Genomic DNA, 18,599 nt, shown 5'->3' with positions numbered 1-18,599 from the left:
AATCAACTGGTATTCCTTAGCATTTTATATAGTGGTTGGACAATTTTACCTTACCCTTACCAGAGCCCTTCCAGCTTTTCGATTTTCAATATGTAAATGTGCCTTGTCAATTTCTTCCAGATCATAAATTTCGCCAATGGCCAAACCCTGCCAGCCTTCCGCCAGGGCCTCTGCCAAATCCCGGGCTGCTGCTCGTTTGGAAGCATCACTAAAATCATCACTTCCCAGGAAGTGTATTGAAATATTAGAAAAGACCAATGGCCAGAAAGGAATGCTGGCAGGACTTTCATTAGAAGCATATGTTGCAATTGTGCCGCCCTGTTTTAATATGGCCACATCAGTGTCGATATTCGCTGCAAATGCCACTTCTACGATATGGTCTACTCCTTCCGGGTATGCCGCTAAAATATTCTCTTTTAGTTGATCATTAAGCAGAAAAATTTTATCGGCCCCCGCAGAAATTGCAATACTAAAATCATCCTCTTTCCGAACAGTAGCTACTACAGTTGCCCCGGATTTCCTGGCCATAGCAATAACACACTGGCCTACAGCCCCGCTTCCGCCCTGTATAAGAACCACCTGATTTGTCCGATCTTGCCTGACTTCACTCCCTCCAACATGAATTGACCGATGCGCTGTAATCCCGGGGATACCCATTTGAGCTGCTTGTTTCAAGTCCACATGCCCGGCTACCTCAACTACATTGCTAACCGGAACGCAACAATACTCGGCTGCTGTTCCAAACTGTCGATAGGATTGCGCACCAAAACAAAGTACCTTTTTGCCAATCCATTTTTCATCTACCCGGCTGCCGACTTTACTTATATAGCCGGAACCATCGCTATGCGGGATAATCTTATTATATGGCATTCCTACACCATAGGTATCGGCTCGCTTTTTTACCTCACCCGGATTAACCCCTGAATAATGAATTTCAATTTGGACTTCATTTTCAAGTGGATGAATTTCTTCCATTTCCTGTATCTGCAACACTGTTGTTGCCGGACCTTGCTCTGTATAGATAGCTGCTTTCATGCCTATAAATGTACAGAATTATAAAAAGGGTTTACCTTCGGGCCAATTCTTAGCCGTGACCGTTAGTTATGCCTTTATTTAAATTGTTGGTTAGTTACTTGGAGAGATCTTCCATATCCGTACTTACCTCCACTTCCTTATTTTTGATATGTTTATCCAGGAAATTGATCAGCCGGCTATTGATAGCATTGAACTGTGTGGTGGTTCCTCCTGACCCGGGTGCTAAGGCCGGTGAATTGTAGGTGAAGTGATTCCCTTCTGCAACCAGCAGTCCGTAACTGGGCGAAGGCGAATTTGCATAACAGAAGGCAGCATAAACATTGTCCCTGTCTGCATCTACCGCCTGCAGGTATTCAACGCCTCCGTAAAAATAGGCTGTTGGAAACTCCAAATTCTGAAAAAAGGGCGCCTCAAAATAGCGGTTGCCGGTAAAGAGCCAGTTGAGTTCTCCCATTGAAAATACAAACATCGCATCTGGGTTAAGTCCGGCTTCCATCGTCTTCATCACCGTCCAGCCGCCCATGGAATGACCGCCTAAAACCAATTTTGAAGTCAGGTTAAATTCCGTTTTTGACTGTAGGGCACTAACGACTGCTTCTGTTTCACCTATTCGGTATTCGTAGTCGGTTCCATCACCAAAAGGGTTGTCACTAAGGTATTGTAAGGCCTCTTCTATGGTCCCGGTAGACGGGCCTTCTACACGTACGGCCAGTACGGCATCCGAATGGTCAACGGCTGCCACAACATAACCTGCCCTTGCCAGGGCTTCGCAGATCTCAACTGAACCAATACCACCTCCGGAAAATCCATGAGAATAGACCACCAAAGGCCAATCCCCAAATGCAGTGGGTGCATTCTCAGCTACAAATCCGGTGATATCAAGGTCGGTAGCGGCTGTATTATAGTTATATGCTGTTTCGGTCTCGGTGGTTGGGTACCAAATTCCTACCCACAGATTTCCCGCATCAGGATCTGCTATTTGCAGTTTTTGATAGCCTGCATTAATTTCTTGCGGGGTCTCCTCTACAACATCGTCTGAATTGCTGCAGCTCAATAGTAAAGTAAAAAAGCAGAGAAAAATACAGATTTGGACTTTCATAATATAGGTGTTATTGCTTAGACTAATAAAACGGGAATTAGTTTAAAGAAGTATATAGGTATTTTCAGGTTTTCCCAATTTTAGATGTTTATAGGTTTGTGTTCTTATGTAAACCATAAAAAGCTTATGGTTTTTTTATAGGACCATCTTAAGAATAGTCCATACATTTAGGTGACTTTTGAATTGGGGCAAAATTTACTGTAGAATCTACATATCCGCATAGGCTCTAAAGATATCAGTACTGTACATAAAAGAAAAACGTGTAATTTATCCTTGTTAAATAAAATCTTATGAAAAATTATAATCTCTTTTTAGGTTTTGGACTGATCCTCATTGCTATTGCCGCGGTCATTTATTTGCTGCTTGAAGATAGCGACAGAAATGCACTTATCTCTGGCGCCCTGGCAGGTTTGGGTTTTATCTCTGCTCTTATGGGTTTAATAGGTAAAAGAACTAAGTAAGGCTGAATAACAAAGGTGATAATCCAAGCCGGATGGCCAGGATCATCGCGCTACGGGCATAACGAAATTATAGCCGAAGCGTTAACGTTCATTAGGGGAAAACAAAATTGAATCAATAAGAACCTAAACAACAATTGAATGGAAGAAAAAAAGACGAAAAAAAGTAAGACGAACTTCTATATAGGAATCATTGTGGGAGTTGTCTTATACAAATAAATATTTGATGTTCTGTTACCTATGCTAAGTTAAAAATGAACGACCAAATTTCTAAAAATACCGGATGGCAACGAATAGTACTTCTCGTCCTGCCTTATATTTTCATAGTTGGACTCTTCGGATTTTTTGGTATTATGGTTGCTGAAATTGACGTAACCAGGGACATTCAACATGCAACTCCCATACAACGGCTAACTCTTGGAATTTTTGATTTTATTGGCACTTTTTTACTGATTTGGATTTTCATGAAGTATGTGGACAAACAAAATTTCATTGAACTTGGATTTCACACTAAAAATAGATTCAAAGAGTTTTTTGCCGGAATAATAATTGGTGGATTGATAATGAGTTTTGGATATCTGACTTTGTTTGGGTTAGGAGAAATTAGCTTTCAAAAAATTGTGTTTGATCCAAACCAACTGCTAATTGTGACCTTACAATTTGCAATCGTGGCTATTGTAGAAGAAACACTGTTTAGAGGTTATATTTTAAAAAACTTAATGGTTTCATTCAACAAGTATTTAGCCCTAACTATTTCTTCCATTCTATTTGCCTTGGTGCACAGTTTCAACCCAAATATCAGTTGGTTTGCACTTTTCGAATTGTTTATTGGCGGAGTGCTTTTGGGACTAACCTATATTCACACAAAAAACTTATGGTTTCCAATTGCATTGCACTTTAGCTGGAATTTATTTCAGTCGCTTTTAGGATTCAATGTCAGTGGAATAGATTCTTATTCCATTGTTGAACACCAGATTGTTAATGCCAATTATGTTAATGGAGGTCCATTTGGATTCGAGGGTTCAGTTTTATCTTTAATTGCCCAAATTTTATTGATTTTAGGAATTATATTCTTTTATGCTCCAAAAAAATCTAAACAGAGTAAAGGCTATAATTTATAGCTGAACTATTATTTGCAATTTGAAAATACAAACAAGATTTATGAAAAGAAATTTTTGCCAAAGAATAATAACCTTAAACTACAATAAGGTCAGCCAGGATCTTTTTTCTGTGTCTTTTTTTTAGACAGCCTTTTGGAATCTTTAAGACTTTTAGTAATGATCCATTCCAGTTGTCCATTTACACTACGAAATTCGTCATCCGCCCATTTTTCAACTAATTTGAAAATTTCAGGGTCTATTCTAAGTGCGAATGACTTTCGTTTACTCACAGATTAGGAATTTAAAGTACCCGCGTTAACCACTGGGATTGCTTCTTTGTCCCCGCAAAGAACCACCATTAAATTACTAACCATGGAAGCTTTTTTATCATCATCAAAATCAATGATACCATCCTCTGAAAGTTGTCTTAACGCGTCTTCGACCATACCTACTGCTCCTTCCACAATTTTCTTCCTGGCTGCCACGATGGCCACGGCTTGTTGTCTTTTCAACATTGCATTTGCAATTTCAGGTGCATAGGCCAAATAACCAATTCTAGCTTCCATCACCCTGATTCCCGCAATGGCGAGGCGCTCAGTTATCTCATTCTCCAATGCTTCATTTACTTCATCCATCCCGGACCTCAATGTTAATTCTGCCCGCTCGTCATCAAAATTATCATAAGGATAAGATCCAGCCAGTTTTCTAACAGCTGCATCTGTCTGCACCCGGACAAATTCTTCATAATGATCTACATCAAAAGCCGCTTTATAGGTGTCATCAACCTGCCAAACCAGAATAACATTAATCATAATTGGGTTGCCAATCTTATCATTGACCTTTACCCTTTCACTGTCAAAATTCCTTGCTCTTAAGGAAATTCGCGACCTGGAATAAAACGGGTTGGCCCAGAAAAATCCGTTATCGCGTACTGTCCCCTTATAGGCCCCAAACAGTACCAATACTTTAGAGCCGTTTGGATTGACAATAAAGAATCCTCTGATTATAAGAATTATTAAGAATACCAGTAATAAGAATACAACATTACCGGCTGTAACCAATCCTGCAATCATGGTAAACAAAAGGGCAAATAACACTACTAACATCAAATATCCATTAATAGGCTTTATAGTTTTTTCGTTTTTCATACAGATATCATTTTGATATCATAATAATACTATATTTTTTATAAATATCAAAATAATAAGTAGCGAAAAAAAATTTGGATAAATAGTTTAGAGATAGTAAGAAGTAATAATACAATCAAAACAACCACCATTTTACATGGGGGAGTTAGAAATCATTGAGAGTTTTCGCTACATTTAACTTTAAAACTAAACCGGCATTCAGACCATATAGCAACAGATATGGCTTCATCAATAACAATTCTAAAATGATTCATCTATGAGATTACTAAGAACTATTTCGGCAAAAATGATGCTTTTGGTATTAACTTTCATCCTGATTGGTTGGAATTTCAGTGAAAAATTTTCTGATACGGATGCCGGGGATAATATAATTGTACTGGTAAAATATAAAGCTCAGCCAGAGAAAGGGGAAGAAACAGTTGCCGCTTTAACCAACCTGATCAAAAAAGTAAAAACAGAGCCCAATTTTGTGCTTCTAAAACTTCATGTAGACCCAAAAGACAAAACCAATATTTTACTTTATGAAGAATGGAGTGATGCATCTTATTATAACTCAGCGCATATGAATACTCCTCATTTACAGGAATTTATTGCAAAATCCAGAAACTTCCTTGCCGGGCCCCCGGAAATTTCCTTTTGGAAAGTTGAGGGTGATTTTAAAAAATAATGCCCTTGCTGGCAACGACAAAGTACTTTCCACCGGCAAGTAGAAAAAGCCTTCACAAAAATAAGAGAATACTAAAAAGAAAAGTTAGTGCTTAATTAACAATTTAGACCAAAATACTATGGAAGAAAAAAAATATCCGAGATCGTTTTCACACATTGGAATCACAGTTCCAGATATTAATAAAGCTGTAAATTTTTATCAGGAAGTAATGGGATGGTATACCATCATGCCCCCATCGAAAGTCAGGAAAGAAAGTGATACAGCAATAGGGGTAATGTGTATTGATGTTTTTGGTGAAGACTGGGAAGAATTCGAAATTGCTCATATGTCCACTTCAGATGGAATTGGTATTGAGCTGTTTTCATTTCCGCACGGAATTAAAGAAGCGCCGGAGTTTAATCCGTTCAATACGGGACTTTTTCACTTTTGTGTTCAGGATCCGGATATTGAGAATTTAACCAGGAAAATAGTGGAATACGGCGGTAAGCAACGAATGCCCATACGTGAGTATTACCCAAATGAAAAACCATATAAAATGGTATATGTTGAGGATCCGTTTGGAATTGTATTCGAGATTTACACCCACAGTTATGAATTAACCTATTCTTCAGGGGCCTATCAGGACTAAAAAAGTTGTGGAACAACGGCTATATCACATCACGCCTGTGACATGGTTAAATAAATGTCCAGACATTAGCAACAATACCAATAAAGAAGGCTAATATCCTGTTTCATAGCTTAGAGAACCGTATATTTATTTTGGATTTAGGAACTCAGGGATACACTGCTTCAGTTTGGTTTTAATCCCTGATTCCAACATTATATTTTATTGCTATTTATATGAAAAATGTGCTAATCTGTGGTGCAGGAATGTCGGCGACCGATCTGATTTCCTATATGCTTAAGCATGCTGAAGAATACAACTGGTTTATTACGGTTGTATACTTTGATTGCTATGATGATACCATTATGGAGCGTTATATTAAGGATGCAGACATTGTAATCTCTTTGTTGCCCCCCGGAATGCATGCTGCTGCCGCAAAAATTGCACTTCAGTATAATGCGCATGTGGTAACTGCTTCATATGCCAGTCAGGAGATGATTGATATGCATGAAGAAGCAAGAGAAAAAGGACTCACATTTCTAAATGAATTGGGGGCTGATCCGGGGATTGACCATATGAACGGTATGCGTTCCATAGATAAAATCAGGAAAAAGGGAGGGGAGTTATTGGCATTTGAATCCTATTGCGGTAGTTTGGTTGCCCCCGAGAGCAATGATAACCCCTGGGGCTACAAGTTTACCTGGAGCCCAATGAACGTAATCCTGGCCGGCAGTGCAGGAGCTTCTTATTACAAAAATGGTGCTTTGCGTTGCAGGCCCTATCACAAATTGTTTACCAATCCAAAAATTATTGGGGTCCCTGGTTTCGAGGAGTTTGAGGCATACGAAAATCGTGATTCCGTAGTGTATAGAAAGAAGTATAAGCTCGATAATATCCCAACTTTAATAAGGGCAACTTTACGTTATCCGGGATTCTGTGAAGGATGGAATTTGTTTATTCAATTAGGGCTAACGGCCGATAACTATCAAATTGAAGGCAGTGAAAACATGACTTACCGGCAGTGGGTAGCAGCATATCTGCCTGATGATGGTGACGCAAGTCTTGAAAATAAACTGGCAGACACCTTACATTTGGAAAGGGGTGGTAAACTTCATGAACAATTGCTATGGACAGAACTCTTGTCTGAAAGACCAATAAAAAGAGTAAATGGAACTCCAGCGGAGATCCTATTGGATTTATTACTTGATAAGCTTAAATTTAATCAGGACGATACGGATATGCTCGTTTTTTATGAGAGGATAGAATACAAAGTCGAAGGCCAATTATATGAACACCTATCCTACCTGGCAACAAAGGGCTTAGACCATTGGCATACCGCTATCTCCCGTACCGTTGGATTACCTGCAGCTATTGGTGCGAAGTTAATCCTTAACGGAGAAATTAAAAGTCGTGGGGTGTTGTTTCCATGGACTGCAGAAGTTTATGACCCGGTATTGAATGAACTTGAGGAACTGGGCATTGCTTACACCTCGTACGATAGCAAGATTGAGCGTTCGCATTATGAATAAAGGGTTTGGTAGCAGGTTATTGCTGTTGATGCCGGTACAAAAAAGGTTGGTTAGAGCACTATTTTATCCCCATGGAGAATTACTTTAACGGCCTTGATAAAGCTCCTGGATAAAATAAATTTATATTTGAATATACCATTAACAAAAAAGGAACCATATGAAATTAGGGGCATTTTCTATTAGTCTTAGTGTTAAGGATATTAATGTATCCAAAGCATTTTATGAAAATTTGGGGTTTGAAGTATTTGCAGGAGAGATTGAGAAAAATTATTTGATAATGAAGAATGAAAATTCCCTCGTTGGGCTCTTTCAGGGGATGTTTGAAAGCAATATCCTTACTTTTAACCCTGGCTGGGACACGGATGCCAATACACTTACAAATTTTGATGATGTCAGAGAAATTCAGCAGACGTTAAAACAAAAGGGGATGAAGTTGGAAAGTGAAGCTGATGAGAGTACAAGCGGGCCTGGTAGTTTTGTCTTGATTGACCCCGATGGAAATACCATCCTTATTGATCAACATGTATAAAAGTAAAGATTCTTAATAATAATCCTAATCCTAAAACCAATGCAAAAAATCGTCTTAATTTTATCCGTATTTCTAATCCTCCAAAGCTGCACAAATAAAGAGGAAAAGCAAAACACCAGTGTTGAGAAAAGCAGTTACCTGGATTATTCTGATCGTGATGATAAATTAAGTGGAGGGGTAAAAATGATTCCGGTTCAAACCTCAGCAGGTGAATTTAAAGTCTGGACAAAAAGGGTTGGTAATAACCCCAGGATGAAGGTACTTCTGCTCCATGGCGGGCCAGGTGCAACTCATGAATATTTTGAAGTATGTGATTCGTATTTCCCCAATGCTGAAATTGAATATTACTATTATGACCAGCTGGAATCTTCCTACAGTGACCAACCCAATGATAGTACCTTATGGAGTGTAGAAAGGTATGTGGATGAGGTGGAACAAGTGCGTAAAGCCCTGGGGTTAAATTCCGATAATTTTTATCTCCTGGGAAGTTCCTGGGGAGGCATCTTATGTATGGAATATGCTTTAAAATACCAACAAAATCTGAAGGGCCTTATCGTGTCTAATATGATGGCTTCAATCCCGGATTATGTTGCCTATGCCAATGATGTTCTTGGCCCGCAATTGCAACCGGAAGTATTGAAGGAAATCAGAGATCTGGAAGCAAAAGGAGATTATGCAAACCCAAGATATTCGGAATTGATCTATACTAACTATTATCCCGAACATGTATTGCGTATGCCACTGGAAGAATGGCCAGATCCCGTAAACCGGGCTTTTGCAAATCTAAATTCAGACTTGTATGTTACCATGCAAGGCCCCAGTGAATTTGGGGTTGTAGGAGATGCCAAACTAAAAAACTGGGATATTAAAGCAGAACTTTCAAAGATTACAGTTCCAACCTTAACTATTGGTGGTGCTTATGATACCATGGATCCAAAGCACATGGAATGGATAGCTTCAGAAGTTCAGAACGGCCGCTATTTGCATTGTCCAAATGGTAGTCATTTAGCTATGTATGATGATGCCGAAACCTATTTTAAAGGTTTGATCGAATTTATTAAAAAGGTAGATCAGGAAAAGGCGAAATAATGCCGAATCATTATAAAGCTATACATATAATATATCCCGCTCTGGTCTTAGCGCTTACCCTTTTATTTTCAGGCTGTAATTCCCATCCCGATAAAAACAAAAATCTTTTAAAGGTTACAAGGCAAATGGGTGAATTTGAGGAAATTGATGCGCTTTGGTTAATTTGGCCAACTACGGATCATAAATCAGGGGAATCTGTAGAAGAAGTAACACTAGCAATTATTGAAGCACTGGTGAGCGACCTGAAAATAGTTATCAGTTGTGCTGATGATAAAGTTCTTGAAAAAGCCAAAAGCATCTTGAATGAAAAATATCCTGCTTCAGAGAACCTGATTTTTAAAGTAATCCCGTCTATGGAAATCTGGGCGAGGGATATGGGGCCATCCTTTGTTGAACTGAAAAACGGAAACCATGCCATTGCCGATTTTAACTTCAATTCATGGGGATATGCAGACACTTTAGATTTTGCGGCTAAAACAGAAGAAAAATTTGACGAAAGGGTTGCTGAAATCCTAAATCTTCCCCTTATTTCCAGCGCTATGATAAGCGAAGGAGGAAACCGTGAATTAAATGGTAAAGGGACCTTACTGGTTTCCGAAACTGTGGAACAGGGAAGAAACCCCACTATGACCAAAGCGGCTATGGAAGCTGAATATCAAAGGTTGCTTGGAGTTAAAAAGGTGATTTGGCTTCAACATGGGTTATTGGAAGACAGTCATACTTTTCTTGGACCCTTAACCACTGCAGATAATTCTAAGGCATATACGGTAGTAACTACCAATGGGCATGTAGATGAATTTGCCCGTTTTGTAAATGATTCAACCGTCCTTTTAGCAAGTGTGGACAGCACTGACATGCAAGATCCGATTGCCGGGGAGAATCATAGGCGCATGGAAGAAAACTTTAAAATCCTTTCAATGAGCACTGATCAGGATGGCAACCCCTTTAACATAATAAGAATGCCTTTACCTCCAACTATTCTTTCTACTATGCAGCCCGGAGACTATGTATATGATTATATCCAAACCCTTGATTATCAAGATGGAAGCCAGTTTCCGAATGGGGAAGTTATAACTGTAGCAGCAGCTGCCAGTTATCTGAATTTTATTATAACTACAGAGGTTATTGTGGGCCAAAAGTATTGGCGAAAAGGTATGCCTGATGAAATCCAAAGAAAAGACGAGGAAACCAAAATGATCTTAGAAAGTGTGTTTCCAAATAGAAAAGTAGTCATGATAGATGCCTTAGCTGTTAATTTAGGGGGAGGTGGTTTGCATTGTATAAGCATGCATCAACCCGTATTGAACGGAAACTAAAAAAGAAATACAAAGAATTGAAATAGGATTGGCCAATAGAACAGATGCTGAACATATTGCCTTGTTCCGCAGCGAAATTTTCAGGAGACATTCGGGCATTACTTTAGAGATAAAAATGATCTTTCTAATCGGACTGGTTCTGGTTGTCATTAGAACTTTACCTTAAACTTTGCATTCCTGGGAGAAACGGAGCAAAGTAGCTTGCGGCAGTCGCTTTTTGGCCATAAACATGTATGATTTAACCGAAAAAAAGTATCTTGTCGCCTCAGGCGTTTTTAAATTAAATCAAACTAATTGAAAGAAGAATATTCTAAATGGTATTCCCCAACTTTAAGCAGGGAAATTGAAATGTTGGTTTTTGGCCACGCTGGCTATCCTGTTATTCTTTTTCCTACCACTTCCGGGCGATATTACGAGTGTAAGGATTTTGGACTGATAGAATCTGCCAGGTGGTTTCTGGAGCAGGGCATTGTTCAAATTTATTGTCCGGACAGTGTAAACGAACTTAGTTGGTACAATAAGGGTATCCATCCGGCGGAGCGTGTTAAAAACCATATTTGGTATGATAAGTTTATCCTTGATGAAATTGTGGGCGCTATCTGCCACCAGAAAGGTATTCCTAAAGTCGCAGTTGCAGGGCCAAGTTTTGGAGGGTTCCAGGCGGCAAACTTCGCTTTTAGACATCCTGAGAAAGTGAGCCATATGTTCAGTATGAGTGGCTCCTTCGATATCAAATCATTTATGGACGGATATTATGACGACAATGTGTTTTTCAATAATCCGGTAGATTACCTGCCCGGTTCTAACCATCCGGACCTTTGGAATATGAAGATCGTACTAGGTGTCGGCGAGTGGGATATCTGCCTGGATGCAAACAAGCACCTGGCTCGTATCCTTGGTGAAAAGAACATCCCGTTTTGGTGGGATGAGCGCAAGTGGGCAGAGCATGACTGGCCAATCTGGAAACAGATGTTTCCGGAATACCTTTCAAAATTATAAGTATTTAAAATCAGTATTATGAAAAAAATAGGAATCTTATTCGGTAAGGAAAACTCCTTTCCACAGGCGTTTATTCAAAGGGTAAATGAAAAAGGGGTTAAGGATATTACTGCCGAGGCGGTGAGTATAGATATCGTAGAGCAGGCTAAACCCACAGAATATGCGGTCATTATTGACAGGATTTCGCAGGATGTTCCCTTTTACAGAGCCTATCTAAAGAATGCAGCCATTACAGGGACTGCGGTGATCAACAACCCATTTTGGTGGAGTGCAGATGAAAAATTCTTTAATAATGCACTGGCAGTAAATGTAGGGGTTCCGGTACCAAAAACGGTTATATTACCGTCTTCATTTCGTCCTGATGATACGGATGAAAACTCCTTTCGTAACCTGAAGTTACCAATGAACTGGGATAAAATGTTTGAATCTATCGGTTTTCCTGCCTATATGAAACCTCATTCCGGTGGAGGCTGGAAGAGTGTTTACCGGGTTGATAATCCTGAAGACCTCTGGGCAAAACATGCCGAAACAGGTCAGTTAGTCATGATGCTTCAGGAAGAAATTCAATTCAAGGAATATTTCCGTTGTTATGTATTGGGTACAGACAATGTACATATCATGCAGTATGAACCACGGAATCCACATCATTTGCGTTATGTAATTGACGGTCCCGAAGTAGATCCGGCAATTCTGGATACTGTTAAAAAATATTGCATTCGCCTATGCAAGGCTCTTGGTTACGACTTTAATACGGTAGAATTTGCGGTTCGGGATGGTATTCCATATGCCATTGATTTTTGTAACCCGGCACCCGATGCAGACATTAATTCTGTGGGGCAGGCCAACTTCGACTGGATTGTGGAGAACGCGGCCAATATGGCCATTGAAAAGGCGCAAGCCTATGAAAAAGGCAAGATGAATCTTACCTGGGGAACTTTTGTAAAAGACCAGATCACCGGAAAAAAAACCCCTCTTAAGTAAGAGATCGCTGTGAATTTTTTAAGATGAATATAAAATACCCAAGCGGATATGGAATTTACACTAGGGATTGAAGAAGAATATCAGGTCATTGACCCGGAAAGCAGGGAATTAATTTCTCACGATCAGCAGATTGTCCTGGAGGCTGAAAAACAACTGAGTGAACAGGTAAAGGCAGAAATGCACCAGGCTGTGGTTGAAGTGGGGACCAATATTTGTAAAGATATTAAGGAGGCACATGCTGAACTTACGTTTCTGAGACGGTCCATATCCGATATCGCTAACGGACTGGGCTTTAAAATTGGTGCGGCGGGGACCCATCCATTCTCTGAGTGGGAAAAACAGCTCATTACACCAAATCCAAGATATGATGAGATAATATTGGAATTGCAGGATACCGCCAGGTCTAACCTTATCTTTGGCTTGCATGTGCATGTGGGTATTGCAGATAAGGCACTGGCACTCCATCTTACTAATTCTATGCGTTACTTTTTGCCGCATTTATATGCTCTTTCCACCAATTCCCCTTTTTGGGAAGGCAGGAACACAGGTTTCAAATCATATCGGTCTAAAGTGTTCGATAAATTTCCAAGAACAGGTATTCCGGGTGTCTTTAATAGTTTAAGTGAGTATGAGAGCTATGTAAATTTATTAGTGAAAACGAAATGTATTGACAATCCCAAGAAGATCTGGTGGGATATCAGGATACACCCATTCTTTCCAACCCTGGAGGTTAGAATCTGTGATGTGCCCTTGACCATAGAGGAGACCATAACCATAACCGCTGTAATACAGGCATTGGTGGCCAAATTGCATAAGCTGAAGTCACAAAACCTTAATTTTATCCTCTATCACAGAGCGCTAATCAATGAAAATAAATGGCGTGCCGGCCGTTACGGCCTGGATGGAAAAATGATTGATTTTGGTAAAGAATGTGAAATTCATAGACGACGTAGTAGATGACCTTGGATCGCGGAAAGAAGTTGAAAATGTAAGGGAAATGATGAAACGGGGGACCGGTGCAGATAGGCAATTAGCAGTTTATGAAGAGACCAAAGATCTCATAAAGGTAGTAGACTATATCACCGAGCAAACTTTACTGGGAACTTAAAAAAATATGTAAAATGGAGAAATCCAAAAGGAAAATAGCAGTTTTGGATATGAATGCAAATGTCCCAAATCAGGGGCTGGGCCTTATTGTCGAGATTGTAAAATCTTTTGAAAACCTTAGTACCTTCGAAGTTTTTGATGTGCGCGGTAAGAATGAGCTGCCGGACTCTTCATTTGATATTTATATTTCAAGTGGCGGACCCGGAAGTCCATTGGAGGAAGGCCCATGGCGTGAGCCTTATCTGGAATTGGTTCAAAATATTTTTGACTTCAACAAGACCTCAGCACATCAAAAGAAATACTTTTTCTTTATTTGCTATTCTTTTCAACTGGTTTGTAATTATTTTGAGCTGGGGACTATTAAAATTAGGAAAAGTACTTCCTTCGGTATCCTTCCGGTTCACAAGACCAAGGCAGGGTTAAAAGATCCTTTACTGGAAGGCCTGGACGATCCTTTTTATGCTGTTGATTCCCGAGACTGGCAATTGGTACAACCAAGGTTGAAAGTCTTTAAGGAACATGGAGCGACCATCCTTAGTCTCGAAAAAATACGTACCAATGTGGAACTTGAACGTGCCATCATGGCAGTTCGCTTTTCAGATGAATTCGTGGGCACACAATTCCACCCGGAAGCAGAACCTGTAGGAATGAAAATCCATTTTTCTAAGGAAAAGAATAAACAAATTGTGATTAAAAATTTTGGAGAAGAAAAATACGATGATATGATGGAGCACATGGATGATCCCGATAAGATCGAGAAAACCCATGCCGTGATTCTTCCAAAATTTATTGCAAACGCCCTGGAAAATGTTTCCCGGCAACTAATCTATTAGATCTCCATGATAAAAGAATATCGAAAGGCGTACATTGAAGAATTCACTGAAGAAAAGTACCAGGCTTTAATCAATGACCTGAAACAACGTTTTGGAACATTGCCCGGCTTCAAAGTTGCAGAAACACCGATCTTTATACCCCATAAGTTGCGTCAGCGTTTGTTCGAGGCTACAGCCGATATTTTGAAAGTAATAAACCGGCCAGATTTTAAGGAGCTGACCCAGGGTGCCTTTTATAATGATGAAATTATTGTTCCAAACGAAGATGATCACCCTAAATTTATTCAACTTGATTTTGGTATCTGTCTGGATGAGCAGGGAGAACTTACCCCTAAACTAATTGAGCTTCAGGGATTTCCATCTCTTTTTTATTACCAGGAAGCATTGGCGAGAACTTACAGGAGGCATTTTGATATTCCGGAAGGGTTTTCCATTCACCCCAACAGCATCACCCATGCAGAATTCCTGGAAGTCCTGCGTTCGGAAATTATTGGAGATACAGATCCAAAGCGTGTGGTAATACTGGAAGTAGAGCCCGAAAAGCAGGCCACCGCGATCGACTTTAAGGCGACAGAAATCAGGCTTGGGGTCAAAACCCTGTGCTTAACAAAACTGAAAAAGCGTGGTAAAACCCTTTTCTACCTTGATGAGGATGGTAAGGAGGTAAAAATAGAAAAAATTTACAACCGGGTTATTTTTGATGAACTATACCAGCGACCGGAGCTTAAAAGGGAATTTCATTTTGTGGATGAGGTGGATGTAGAGTGGATTGGCCATCCGAACTGGTTCTTCCGGATAAGTAAGTATTTGATGCCCTTTTTAAAAGGTGATTATGTTCCAAAATCGTACTTGCTCGATAAGTTGGAAGTACTGCCCGAAGACCTTCAAAATTATGTGCTGAAACCGCTATATTCCTTTGCCGGAACCGGGGTTCAAATCAATGTAACGAAAGAAATCATTGATGCGCTGCCCAATAAGTCAAATTATATGCTTCAGGAGAAAGTCGAATATCACCCTATTATAGAGACCCTGGATGTTCCTGCTAAATGTGAGATACGAATAATGTTGATTCGAAGCAGTAAAACCAATTCAATGCAGATCATTAGCAACCTGGTACGTTTAAGCAAGGGTGAAATGGTTGGAGTAAGGTACAATAAGGACAAGAATTGGGTAGGTAGCAGTGCCGGCTTCTTTGAGATTTAAACTTTCATTCATGAAGTTTGTCCGGAGCGGGTGAGCTGGCATGAAAATCCTGAGCTATCCGCTGCGTATAGTTGTCCAATAACTCCAAAACGCGTTCACTGTTTTCAGACACTACTATAAGGCCAATATGCCAGGGTTTATTCATTCTCCATACAATTTCAGGATCATTGAATCCGCTGGTGTCAGGATGTTCAAAGCGGCTTAATGACACCACAATCCCCGCATACTTATTGATAATTTTTGGCAATTTATAAACTGTTTTCCTAAGCGTTGCTGTTTCAACTCTTGCCCATTCTTTCCACAAATTGACACCGGATGCAAATTCAACCATTTCAGCAAGATTGGCACCTCCAACTCTGGAGGAGGTTTCGAGAAAGAAAAGCGCTCCTGTCTCCTTAGACTCAATAAACTCTGAGTGAAAGGCTCCATACTTCAATCCAAAAGCTTTCATAACCTGTGCATTCATCTTTGCCAGGCCCTGTTGGGGCTCAGTTCCTGCTTCACAGCTCGCAGATCGGAAAACTCCACCGCCATGCGCAACATCAAAAGGCGTATCGAGGTATTTACTCACTCTGGAAAAAATAACCTCTCCATCTATTTGAAGCCCATCTACGTGGTAGACATTCCCCGGCGCAAATTTTTCTACCAGGTAATTGTCTCTTTCATCACCGAGTGCATGGACCTTTTCCCATAGTTCGTTATTATTGTGTAATTTCTTTATCCCCGCTGCAGAAGCTTCAGATCGCGGTTTTAACAACCATGGCGGATTTACGGTACTTGTAAAATAATTTATATCCGAATCATTAAAAAGCGCAGTGAATTGCGGCACATTTATACCTTCATCCCTGGCTTTAAACCGCATGGCCAGTTTATCCCGGAAATGACGTGCAGTTGTACTGCCCATACCCGGCATCCGGAAGTGTTCCCTTAATGCGGCCACACGCTCTACATCAAAGTCGTCCAAAGCCACAAAACGATCGAACTTGATTGACCGAAACTTATAGGCAACCCCTTTTTGTACATCTGTATCATTCCACTGCTCAACATAAAATACATCGTCTACAGACTCCCAGGGCCAGTCTTCCCTGTCAAGCCTTTTTAGGGTTAACAGGTAAACATTATTTCCTTCCGCTTTACAGCTTTTCAGGAAATCTACTCCTTTAAAAAAAGTGGAGATACAGAGAAAATTAAGTGTTGGTCCCGACATTATATCTAAATTGAAGTTTTAATATACTCGAAAATGAGTTGAACTCCAAAGCCTGTGCTGCTTTTCATCTTGGCATAATGGGAATCCCCAAAAGCCACCCCGGCTATATCGAGGTGCATCCAGTGTTTATGATCATTTGTAAACGCCTGCAGAAATTTAGCAGCTGTAATGGCTCCGGCAATGGGCTTCCCGCTGAAATTCCGAAGGTCTGCTATATCTGACTGCAGATCCGTTTCAAACTCTTCAAAAAGGGGTAATTGCCATACACGTTCGTTTACCCGGTTTCCAATTTCCGACATTTTAGCCGCCATTTCATTGTCATTAGTAAACATCCCGGCAGCAGAATAAGCCAGGGTACGTACAACGCTTCCGGTTAGGGTGGCCAGGTCTATTACCTGAAACGGTTGAAATTGCTTAATTATATAACTCAGACCATCGGCCAGCACCAGGCGCCCTTCCGCATCAGTGTCAATAATTTCTATACTCTTTTTTGAATATGAGTTTATGACATCTCCGGGTCTGTAGCTTTTTGAATCAACGGCATTCTCTGCCGACGCTACTACCCCCACTATATTTATGTTCAGGTTCATCCGGGCTACAAGTTCTACTACACCCAGGACAACCGCGGCACCTCCCATGTCACTTTTCATATAGTGCAGGTTTTGGGATGGTTTTATAGATAACCCGCCGGTGTCAAAAGTAATCCCTTTCCCAACCAGACCTATATCGATCCCCTCACCTGGTTTGGCAATATATTCGGTGACTATCACCACAGGAGGGTTCTCACTTCCACGGCCCACCGCAAGAACTGCATCGAAACCTTGTTCTTTCAGTTCACTTTTCCCGAGGAGCGTACATTTATACTTGTTCCGCCCTGCGGATTCTTTAGCCCATTGACCAAGATATTCCGGTGTTTTATGATTCGCCGGGGCATCTATAAGAGATTTGATTCGGTTAATGGTAGTTCCTATAATGGCCCCTTCACTAATAACCCTGGTAATATCCCTGTTGCCAATAACCTGAACTTCCGTTTCTGTGTCGGCTTTTTGTTCCGTTTTGAAACTTCCGATCTGGTAAGTCCCCATTTCAAGACCTATAATAGCTTTCTGCAGTTCCTCATCATTCATAGCTGCAGCGTGTAACTGGATGTCGGCCTTCCAGAACTTTTTAGTATCGAAACATAACTTCTGGAAAGCCTTATCGATCTTTACTGCATCCTTTTCCTCACCAATCCCCAGGGCGTAAATCCTGTTTCCACCCTTCCCGTAAAAAGTCTGGAAGGTAGCATGTTCACCTTCGAAGTCGGGAGACACATTAGCCAGAAACTCTTTCAGCATATCTAATTGATTTTTGCGGCAAGGCAGAATAATATCTTTATCGGGATCAAGCTGCTCTATAGATATATATTTCATGTTTTATGATTTAAAAAAAAGCCATTTCACGGCCAGTGGAAATTCTTCTCTCCAGTATACCTCTGCATGATTACCATCTTCATTTACGGAAAAATGAAAATCAAAGGCATGCCCATCTACCATTTTCTTTCGGATGATGGCCTCCAGTTTTTGTACATTGGGTAAATGTTCTTTACTTTCTTTACCTCCTGCGTATAGATAAATCTTAGTTTTTTCGAGAGGCTCAAATGATCTGGTATGATCAAAGATCATTTTGGATATCCAGAGGCTGGGTGAAAAGATC

The 18,599-nt window shown here is 40.3% G+C and carries 20 protein-coding genes and 1 pseudogene; 14 read left to right on the top strand and 7 right to left on the bottom strand.

Annotated features, from left to right (window positions below; all coding sequences use genetic code 11):
- Window positions 1-45: 45 nt before the first annotated feature.
- Window positions 46-1,035 carry an NADPH:quinone reductase gene (locus Q0X77_RS14300; RefSeq protein ID WP_297798487.1) on the bottom strand — a complete coding sequence of 330 codons (990 nt, stop codon included), beginning with the start codon at window positions 1,033-1,035 and terminating at the stop codon, window positions 46-48.
- A gap of 94 nt (window positions 1,036-1,129) precedes the next feature.
- Window positions 1,130-2,134, bottom strand: a complete 1,005-nt coding sequence (locus Q0X77_RS14295) for a hypothetical protein (RefSeq protein WP_297798485.1) — start codon at window positions 2,132-2,134, stop codon at window positions 1,130-1,132.
- Between the two features lie 290 nt (window positions 2,135-2,424).
- Between Q0X77_RS14295 and Q0X77_RS14290 the strand changes: the two genes are divergently transcribed.
- Together Q0X77_RS14290 and Q0X77_RS14285 are read left to right on the top strand one after the other, a co-directional pair.
- Window positions 2,425-2,595, top strand: coding sequence for a hypothetical protein (locus Q0X77_RS14290; protein ID WP_297798482.1), 171 nt, complete (start codon window positions 2,425-2,427; stop codon window positions 2,593-2,595).
- Window positions 2,596-2,846: 251 nt separating this feature from the next.
- Window positions 2,847-3,713, top strand: coding sequence for a CPBP family intramembrane glutamic endopeptidase (locus tag Q0X77_RS14285; protein WP_297798480.1), 867 nt, complete (start codon window positions 2,847-2,849; stop codon window positions 3,711-3,713).
- Between the two features lie 89 nt (window positions 3,714-3,802).
- Here Q0X77_RS14285 and Q0X77_RS14280 read toward each other — a convergent pair whose 3' ends face one another.
- Both Q0X77_RS14280 and Q0X77_RS14275 read right to left on the bottom strand, forming a co-directional pair.
- On the bottom strand, window positions 3,803-3,982 hold the full coding sequence (locus Q0X77_RS14280; RefSeq protein WP_297798478.1) for an Arc family DNA binding domain-containing protein: 180 nt from the start codon (window positions 3,980-3,982) through the stop codon (window positions 3,803-3,805).
- Window positions 3,983-3,985: 3 nt separating this feature from the next.
- Window positions 3,986-4,840 (bottom strand): SPFH domain-containing protein, encoded by an 855-nt coding sequence (locus Q0X77_RS14275; protein ID WP_297798476.1) that lies wholly within the window; start codon window positions 4,838-4,840, stop codon window positions 3,986-3,988.
- Between the two features lie 256 nt (window positions 4,841-5,096).
- On the opposite strand from Q0X77_RS14275, the gene Q0X77_RS14270 reads away from it, so the two are divergent.
- The 12 genes from Q0X77_RS14270 (at window position 5,097) to Q0X77_RS14220 (ending at window position 15,697) form a co-directional block, all read left to right on the top strand.
- Window positions 5,097-5,507, top strand: coding sequence for a putative quinol monooxygenase (locus tag Q0X77_RS14270; protein ID WP_297798474.1), 411 nt, complete (start codon window positions 5,097-5,099; stop codon window positions 5,505-5,507).
- A 118-nt stretch (window positions 5,508-5,625) separates the two neighbouring features.
- On the top strand, window positions 5,626-6,135 hold the full coding sequence (locus tag Q0X77_RS14265) for a lactoylglutathione lyase family protein (protein WP_297798472.1): 510 nt from the start codon (window positions 5,626-5,628) through the stop codon (window positions 6,133-6,135).
- Window positions 6,136-6,347: 212 nt separating this feature from the next.
- Window positions 6,348-7,640, top strand: coding sequence for a saccharopine dehydrogenase C-terminal domain-containing protein (locus Q0X77_RS14260; protein ID WP_297798470.1), 1,293 nt, complete (start codon window positions 6,348-6,350; stop codon window positions 7,638-7,640).
- 157 nt (window positions 7,641-7,797) lie between these two features.
- The gene (locus Q0X77_RS14255) at window positions 7,798-8,169 is read left to right on the top strand and encodes a VOC family protein (RefSeq protein WP_297798456.1); all 372 of its coding nucleotides are present in this window, start codon (window positions 7,798-7,800) and stop codon (window positions 8,167-8,169) included.
- A 39-nt stretch (window positions 8,170-8,208) separates the two neighbouring features.
- Window positions 8,209-9,258, top strand: coding sequence for a proline iminopeptidase-family hydrolase (locus Q0X77_RS14250; RefSeq protein ID WP_297798454.1), 1,050 nt, complete (start codon window positions 8,209-8,211; stop codon window positions 9,256-9,258).
- Window positions 9,258-10,574, top strand: coding sequence for an agmatine/peptidylarginine deiminase (locus Q0X77_RS14245; protein ID WP_297798452.1), 1,317 nt, complete (start codon window positions 9,258-9,260; stop codon window positions 10,572-10,574). Before Q0X77_RS14250 ends, Q0X77_RS14245 begins: the two co-directional genes overlap by 1 nt.
- Before the next feature lie 294 nt (window positions 10,575-10,868).
- Window positions 10,869-11,573 (top strand): alpha/beta fold hydrolase, encoded by a 705-nt coding sequence (locus Q0X77_RS14240; RefSeq protein WP_297798450.1) that lies wholly within the window; start codon window positions 10,869-10,871, stop codon window positions 11,571-11,573.
- Window positions 11,574-11,591: 18 nt separating this feature from the next.
- Entirely contained in the window at window positions 11,592-12,554 is a 963-nt protein-coding gene (locus Q0X77_RS14235; RefSeq protein WP_297798448.1) for a hypothetical protein, read from the top strand.
- A gap of 48 nt (window positions 12,555-12,602) precedes the next feature.
- Complete coding sequence (locus tag Q0X77_RS14230) at window positions 12,603-13,514, top strand: carboxylate-amine ligase (protein WP_366939240.1); 912 nt, start codon at window positions 12,603-12,605, stop codon at window positions 13,512-13,514.
- Window positions 13,486-13,662: a hypothetical protein gene (locus tag Q0X77_RS15410; RefSeq protein WP_366939239.1), complete on the top strand. Its 177-nt coding sequence runs from the start codon at window positions 13,486-13,488 to the stop codon at window positions 13,660-13,662. Before Q0X77_RS14230 ends, Q0X77_RS15410 begins: the two co-directional genes overlap by 29 nt.
- Window positions 13,663-13,675: 13 nt before the next feature.
- Entirely contained in the window at window positions 13,676-14,494 is an 819-nt protein-coding gene (locus Q0X77_RS14225; protein WP_297798446.1) for a GMP synthase, read from the top strand.
- 6 nt (window positions 14,495-14,500) lie between these two features.
- Window positions 14,501-15,697, top strand: coding sequence for a hypothetical protein (locus Q0X77_RS14220; protein WP_297798444.1), 1,197 nt, complete (start codon window positions 14,501-14,503; stop codon window positions 15,695-15,697).
- 4 nt (window positions 15,698-15,701) lie between these two features.
- Here Q0X77_RS14220 and Q0X77_RS14215 read toward each other — a convergent pair whose 3' ends face one another.
- The 3 genes and pseudogenes from Q0X77_RS14215 to Q0X77_RS14205 form a co-directional block, all read right to left on the bottom strand.
- Window positions 15,702-16,904, bottom strand: a complete 1,203-nt coding sequence (locus Q0X77_RS14215; RefSeq protein WP_297798442.1) for an ATPase — start codon at window positions 16,902-16,904, stop codon at window positions 15,702-15,704.
- A gap of 5 nt (window positions 16,905-16,909) precedes the next feature.
- Entirely contained in the window at window positions 16,910-18,316 is a 1,407-nt protein-coding gene (locus tag Q0X77_RS14210) for a M17 family metallopeptidase (RefSeq protein ID WP_297798440.1), read from the bottom strand.
- Between the two features lie 3 nt (window positions 18,317-18,319).
- Window positions 18,320-18,599: pseudogene (locus Q0X77_RS14205) on the bottom strand (carbohydrate esterase); the annotation flags it as partial.

This window comes from uncultured Eudoraea sp. (assembly GCF_947258925.1).
In the GTDB taxonomy this organism is placed as follows: Bacteria; Bacteroidota; Bacteroidia; order Flavobacteriales; family Flavobacteriaceae; genus Eudoraea.
The sequence above is the reverse complement of the archived record's forward strand: the minus strand, read 5'-3'. Positions and strand labels throughout refer to the sequence as shown.

Bases quoted from the DNA above. Each gene is read 5' to 3' on its own strand.
- Q0X77_RS14210 (WP_297798440.1), bottom strand. From the start codon at position 18,316: ATGAAATATATATCTATAGAGCAGCTTGATCCCGATAAAGATATTATT.
- Q0X77_RS14300 (WP_297798487.1), bottom strand. From the start codon at position 1,035: ATGAAAGCAGCTATCTATACAGAGCAAGGTCCGGCAACAACAGTGTTG.
- Q0X77_RS14270 (WP_297798474.1), top strand. From the start codon at position 5,097: ATGAGATTACTAAGAACTATTTCGGCAAAAATGATGCTTTTGGTATTA.
- Q0X77_RS14230 (WP_366939240.1), top strand. From the start codon at position 12,603: ATGGAATTTACACTAGGGATTGAAGAAGAATATCAGGTCATTGACCCG.
- Q0X77_RS14265 (WP_297798472.1), top strand. From the start codon at position 5,626: ATGGAAGAAAAAAAATATCCGAGATCGTTTTCACACATTGGAATCACA.
- Q0X77_RS14255 (WP_297798456.1), top strand. From the start codon at position 7,798: ATGAAATTAGGGGCATTTTCTATTAGTCTTAGTGTTAAGGATATTAAT.
- Q0X77_RS14260 (WP_297798470.1), top strand. From the start codon at position 6,348: ATGAAAAATGTGCTAATCTGTGGTGCAGGAATGTCGGCGACCGATCTG.
- Q0X77_RS14275 (WP_297798476.1), bottom strand. From the start codon at position 4,840: ATGAAAAACGAAAAAACTATAAAGCCTATTAATGGATATTTGATGTTA.
- Q0X77_RS14285 (WP_297798480.1), top strand. From the start codon at position 2,847: ATGAACGACCAAATTTCTAAAAATACCGGATGGCAACGAATAGTACTT.
- Q0X77_RS14245 (WP_297798452.1), top strand. From the start codon at position 9,258: ATGCCGAATCATTATAAAGCTATACATATAATATATCCCGCTCTGGTC.
- Q0X77_RS14290 (WP_297798482.1), top strand. From the start codon at position 2,425: ATGAAAAATTATAATCTCTTTTTAGGTTTTGGACTGATCCTCATTGCT.
- Q0X77_RS14295 (WP_297798485.1), bottom strand. From the start codon at position 2,134: ATGAAAGTCCAAATCTGTATTTTTCTCTGCTTTTTTACTTTACTATTG.
- Q0X77_RS14215 (WP_297798442.1), bottom strand. From the start codon at position 16,904: ATGTCGGGACCAACACTTAATTTTCTCTGTATCTCCACTTTTTTTAAA.
- Q0X77_RS14250 (WP_297798454.1), top strand. From the start codon at position 8,209: ATGCAAAAAATCGTCTTAATTTTATCCGTATTTCTAATCCTCCAAAGC.
- Q0X77_RS14235 (WP_297798448.1), top strand. From the start codon at position 11,592: ATGAAAAAAATAGGAATCTTATTCGGTAAGGAAAACTCCTTTCCACAG.
- Q0X77_RS14220 (WP_297798444.1), top strand. From the start codon at position 14,501: ATGATAAAAGAATATCGAAAGGCGTACATTGAAGAATTCACTGAAGAA.
- Q0X77_RS14225 (WP_297798446.1), top strand. From the start codon at position 13,676: ATGGAGAAATCCAAAAGGAAAATAGCAGTTTTGGATATGAATGCAAAT.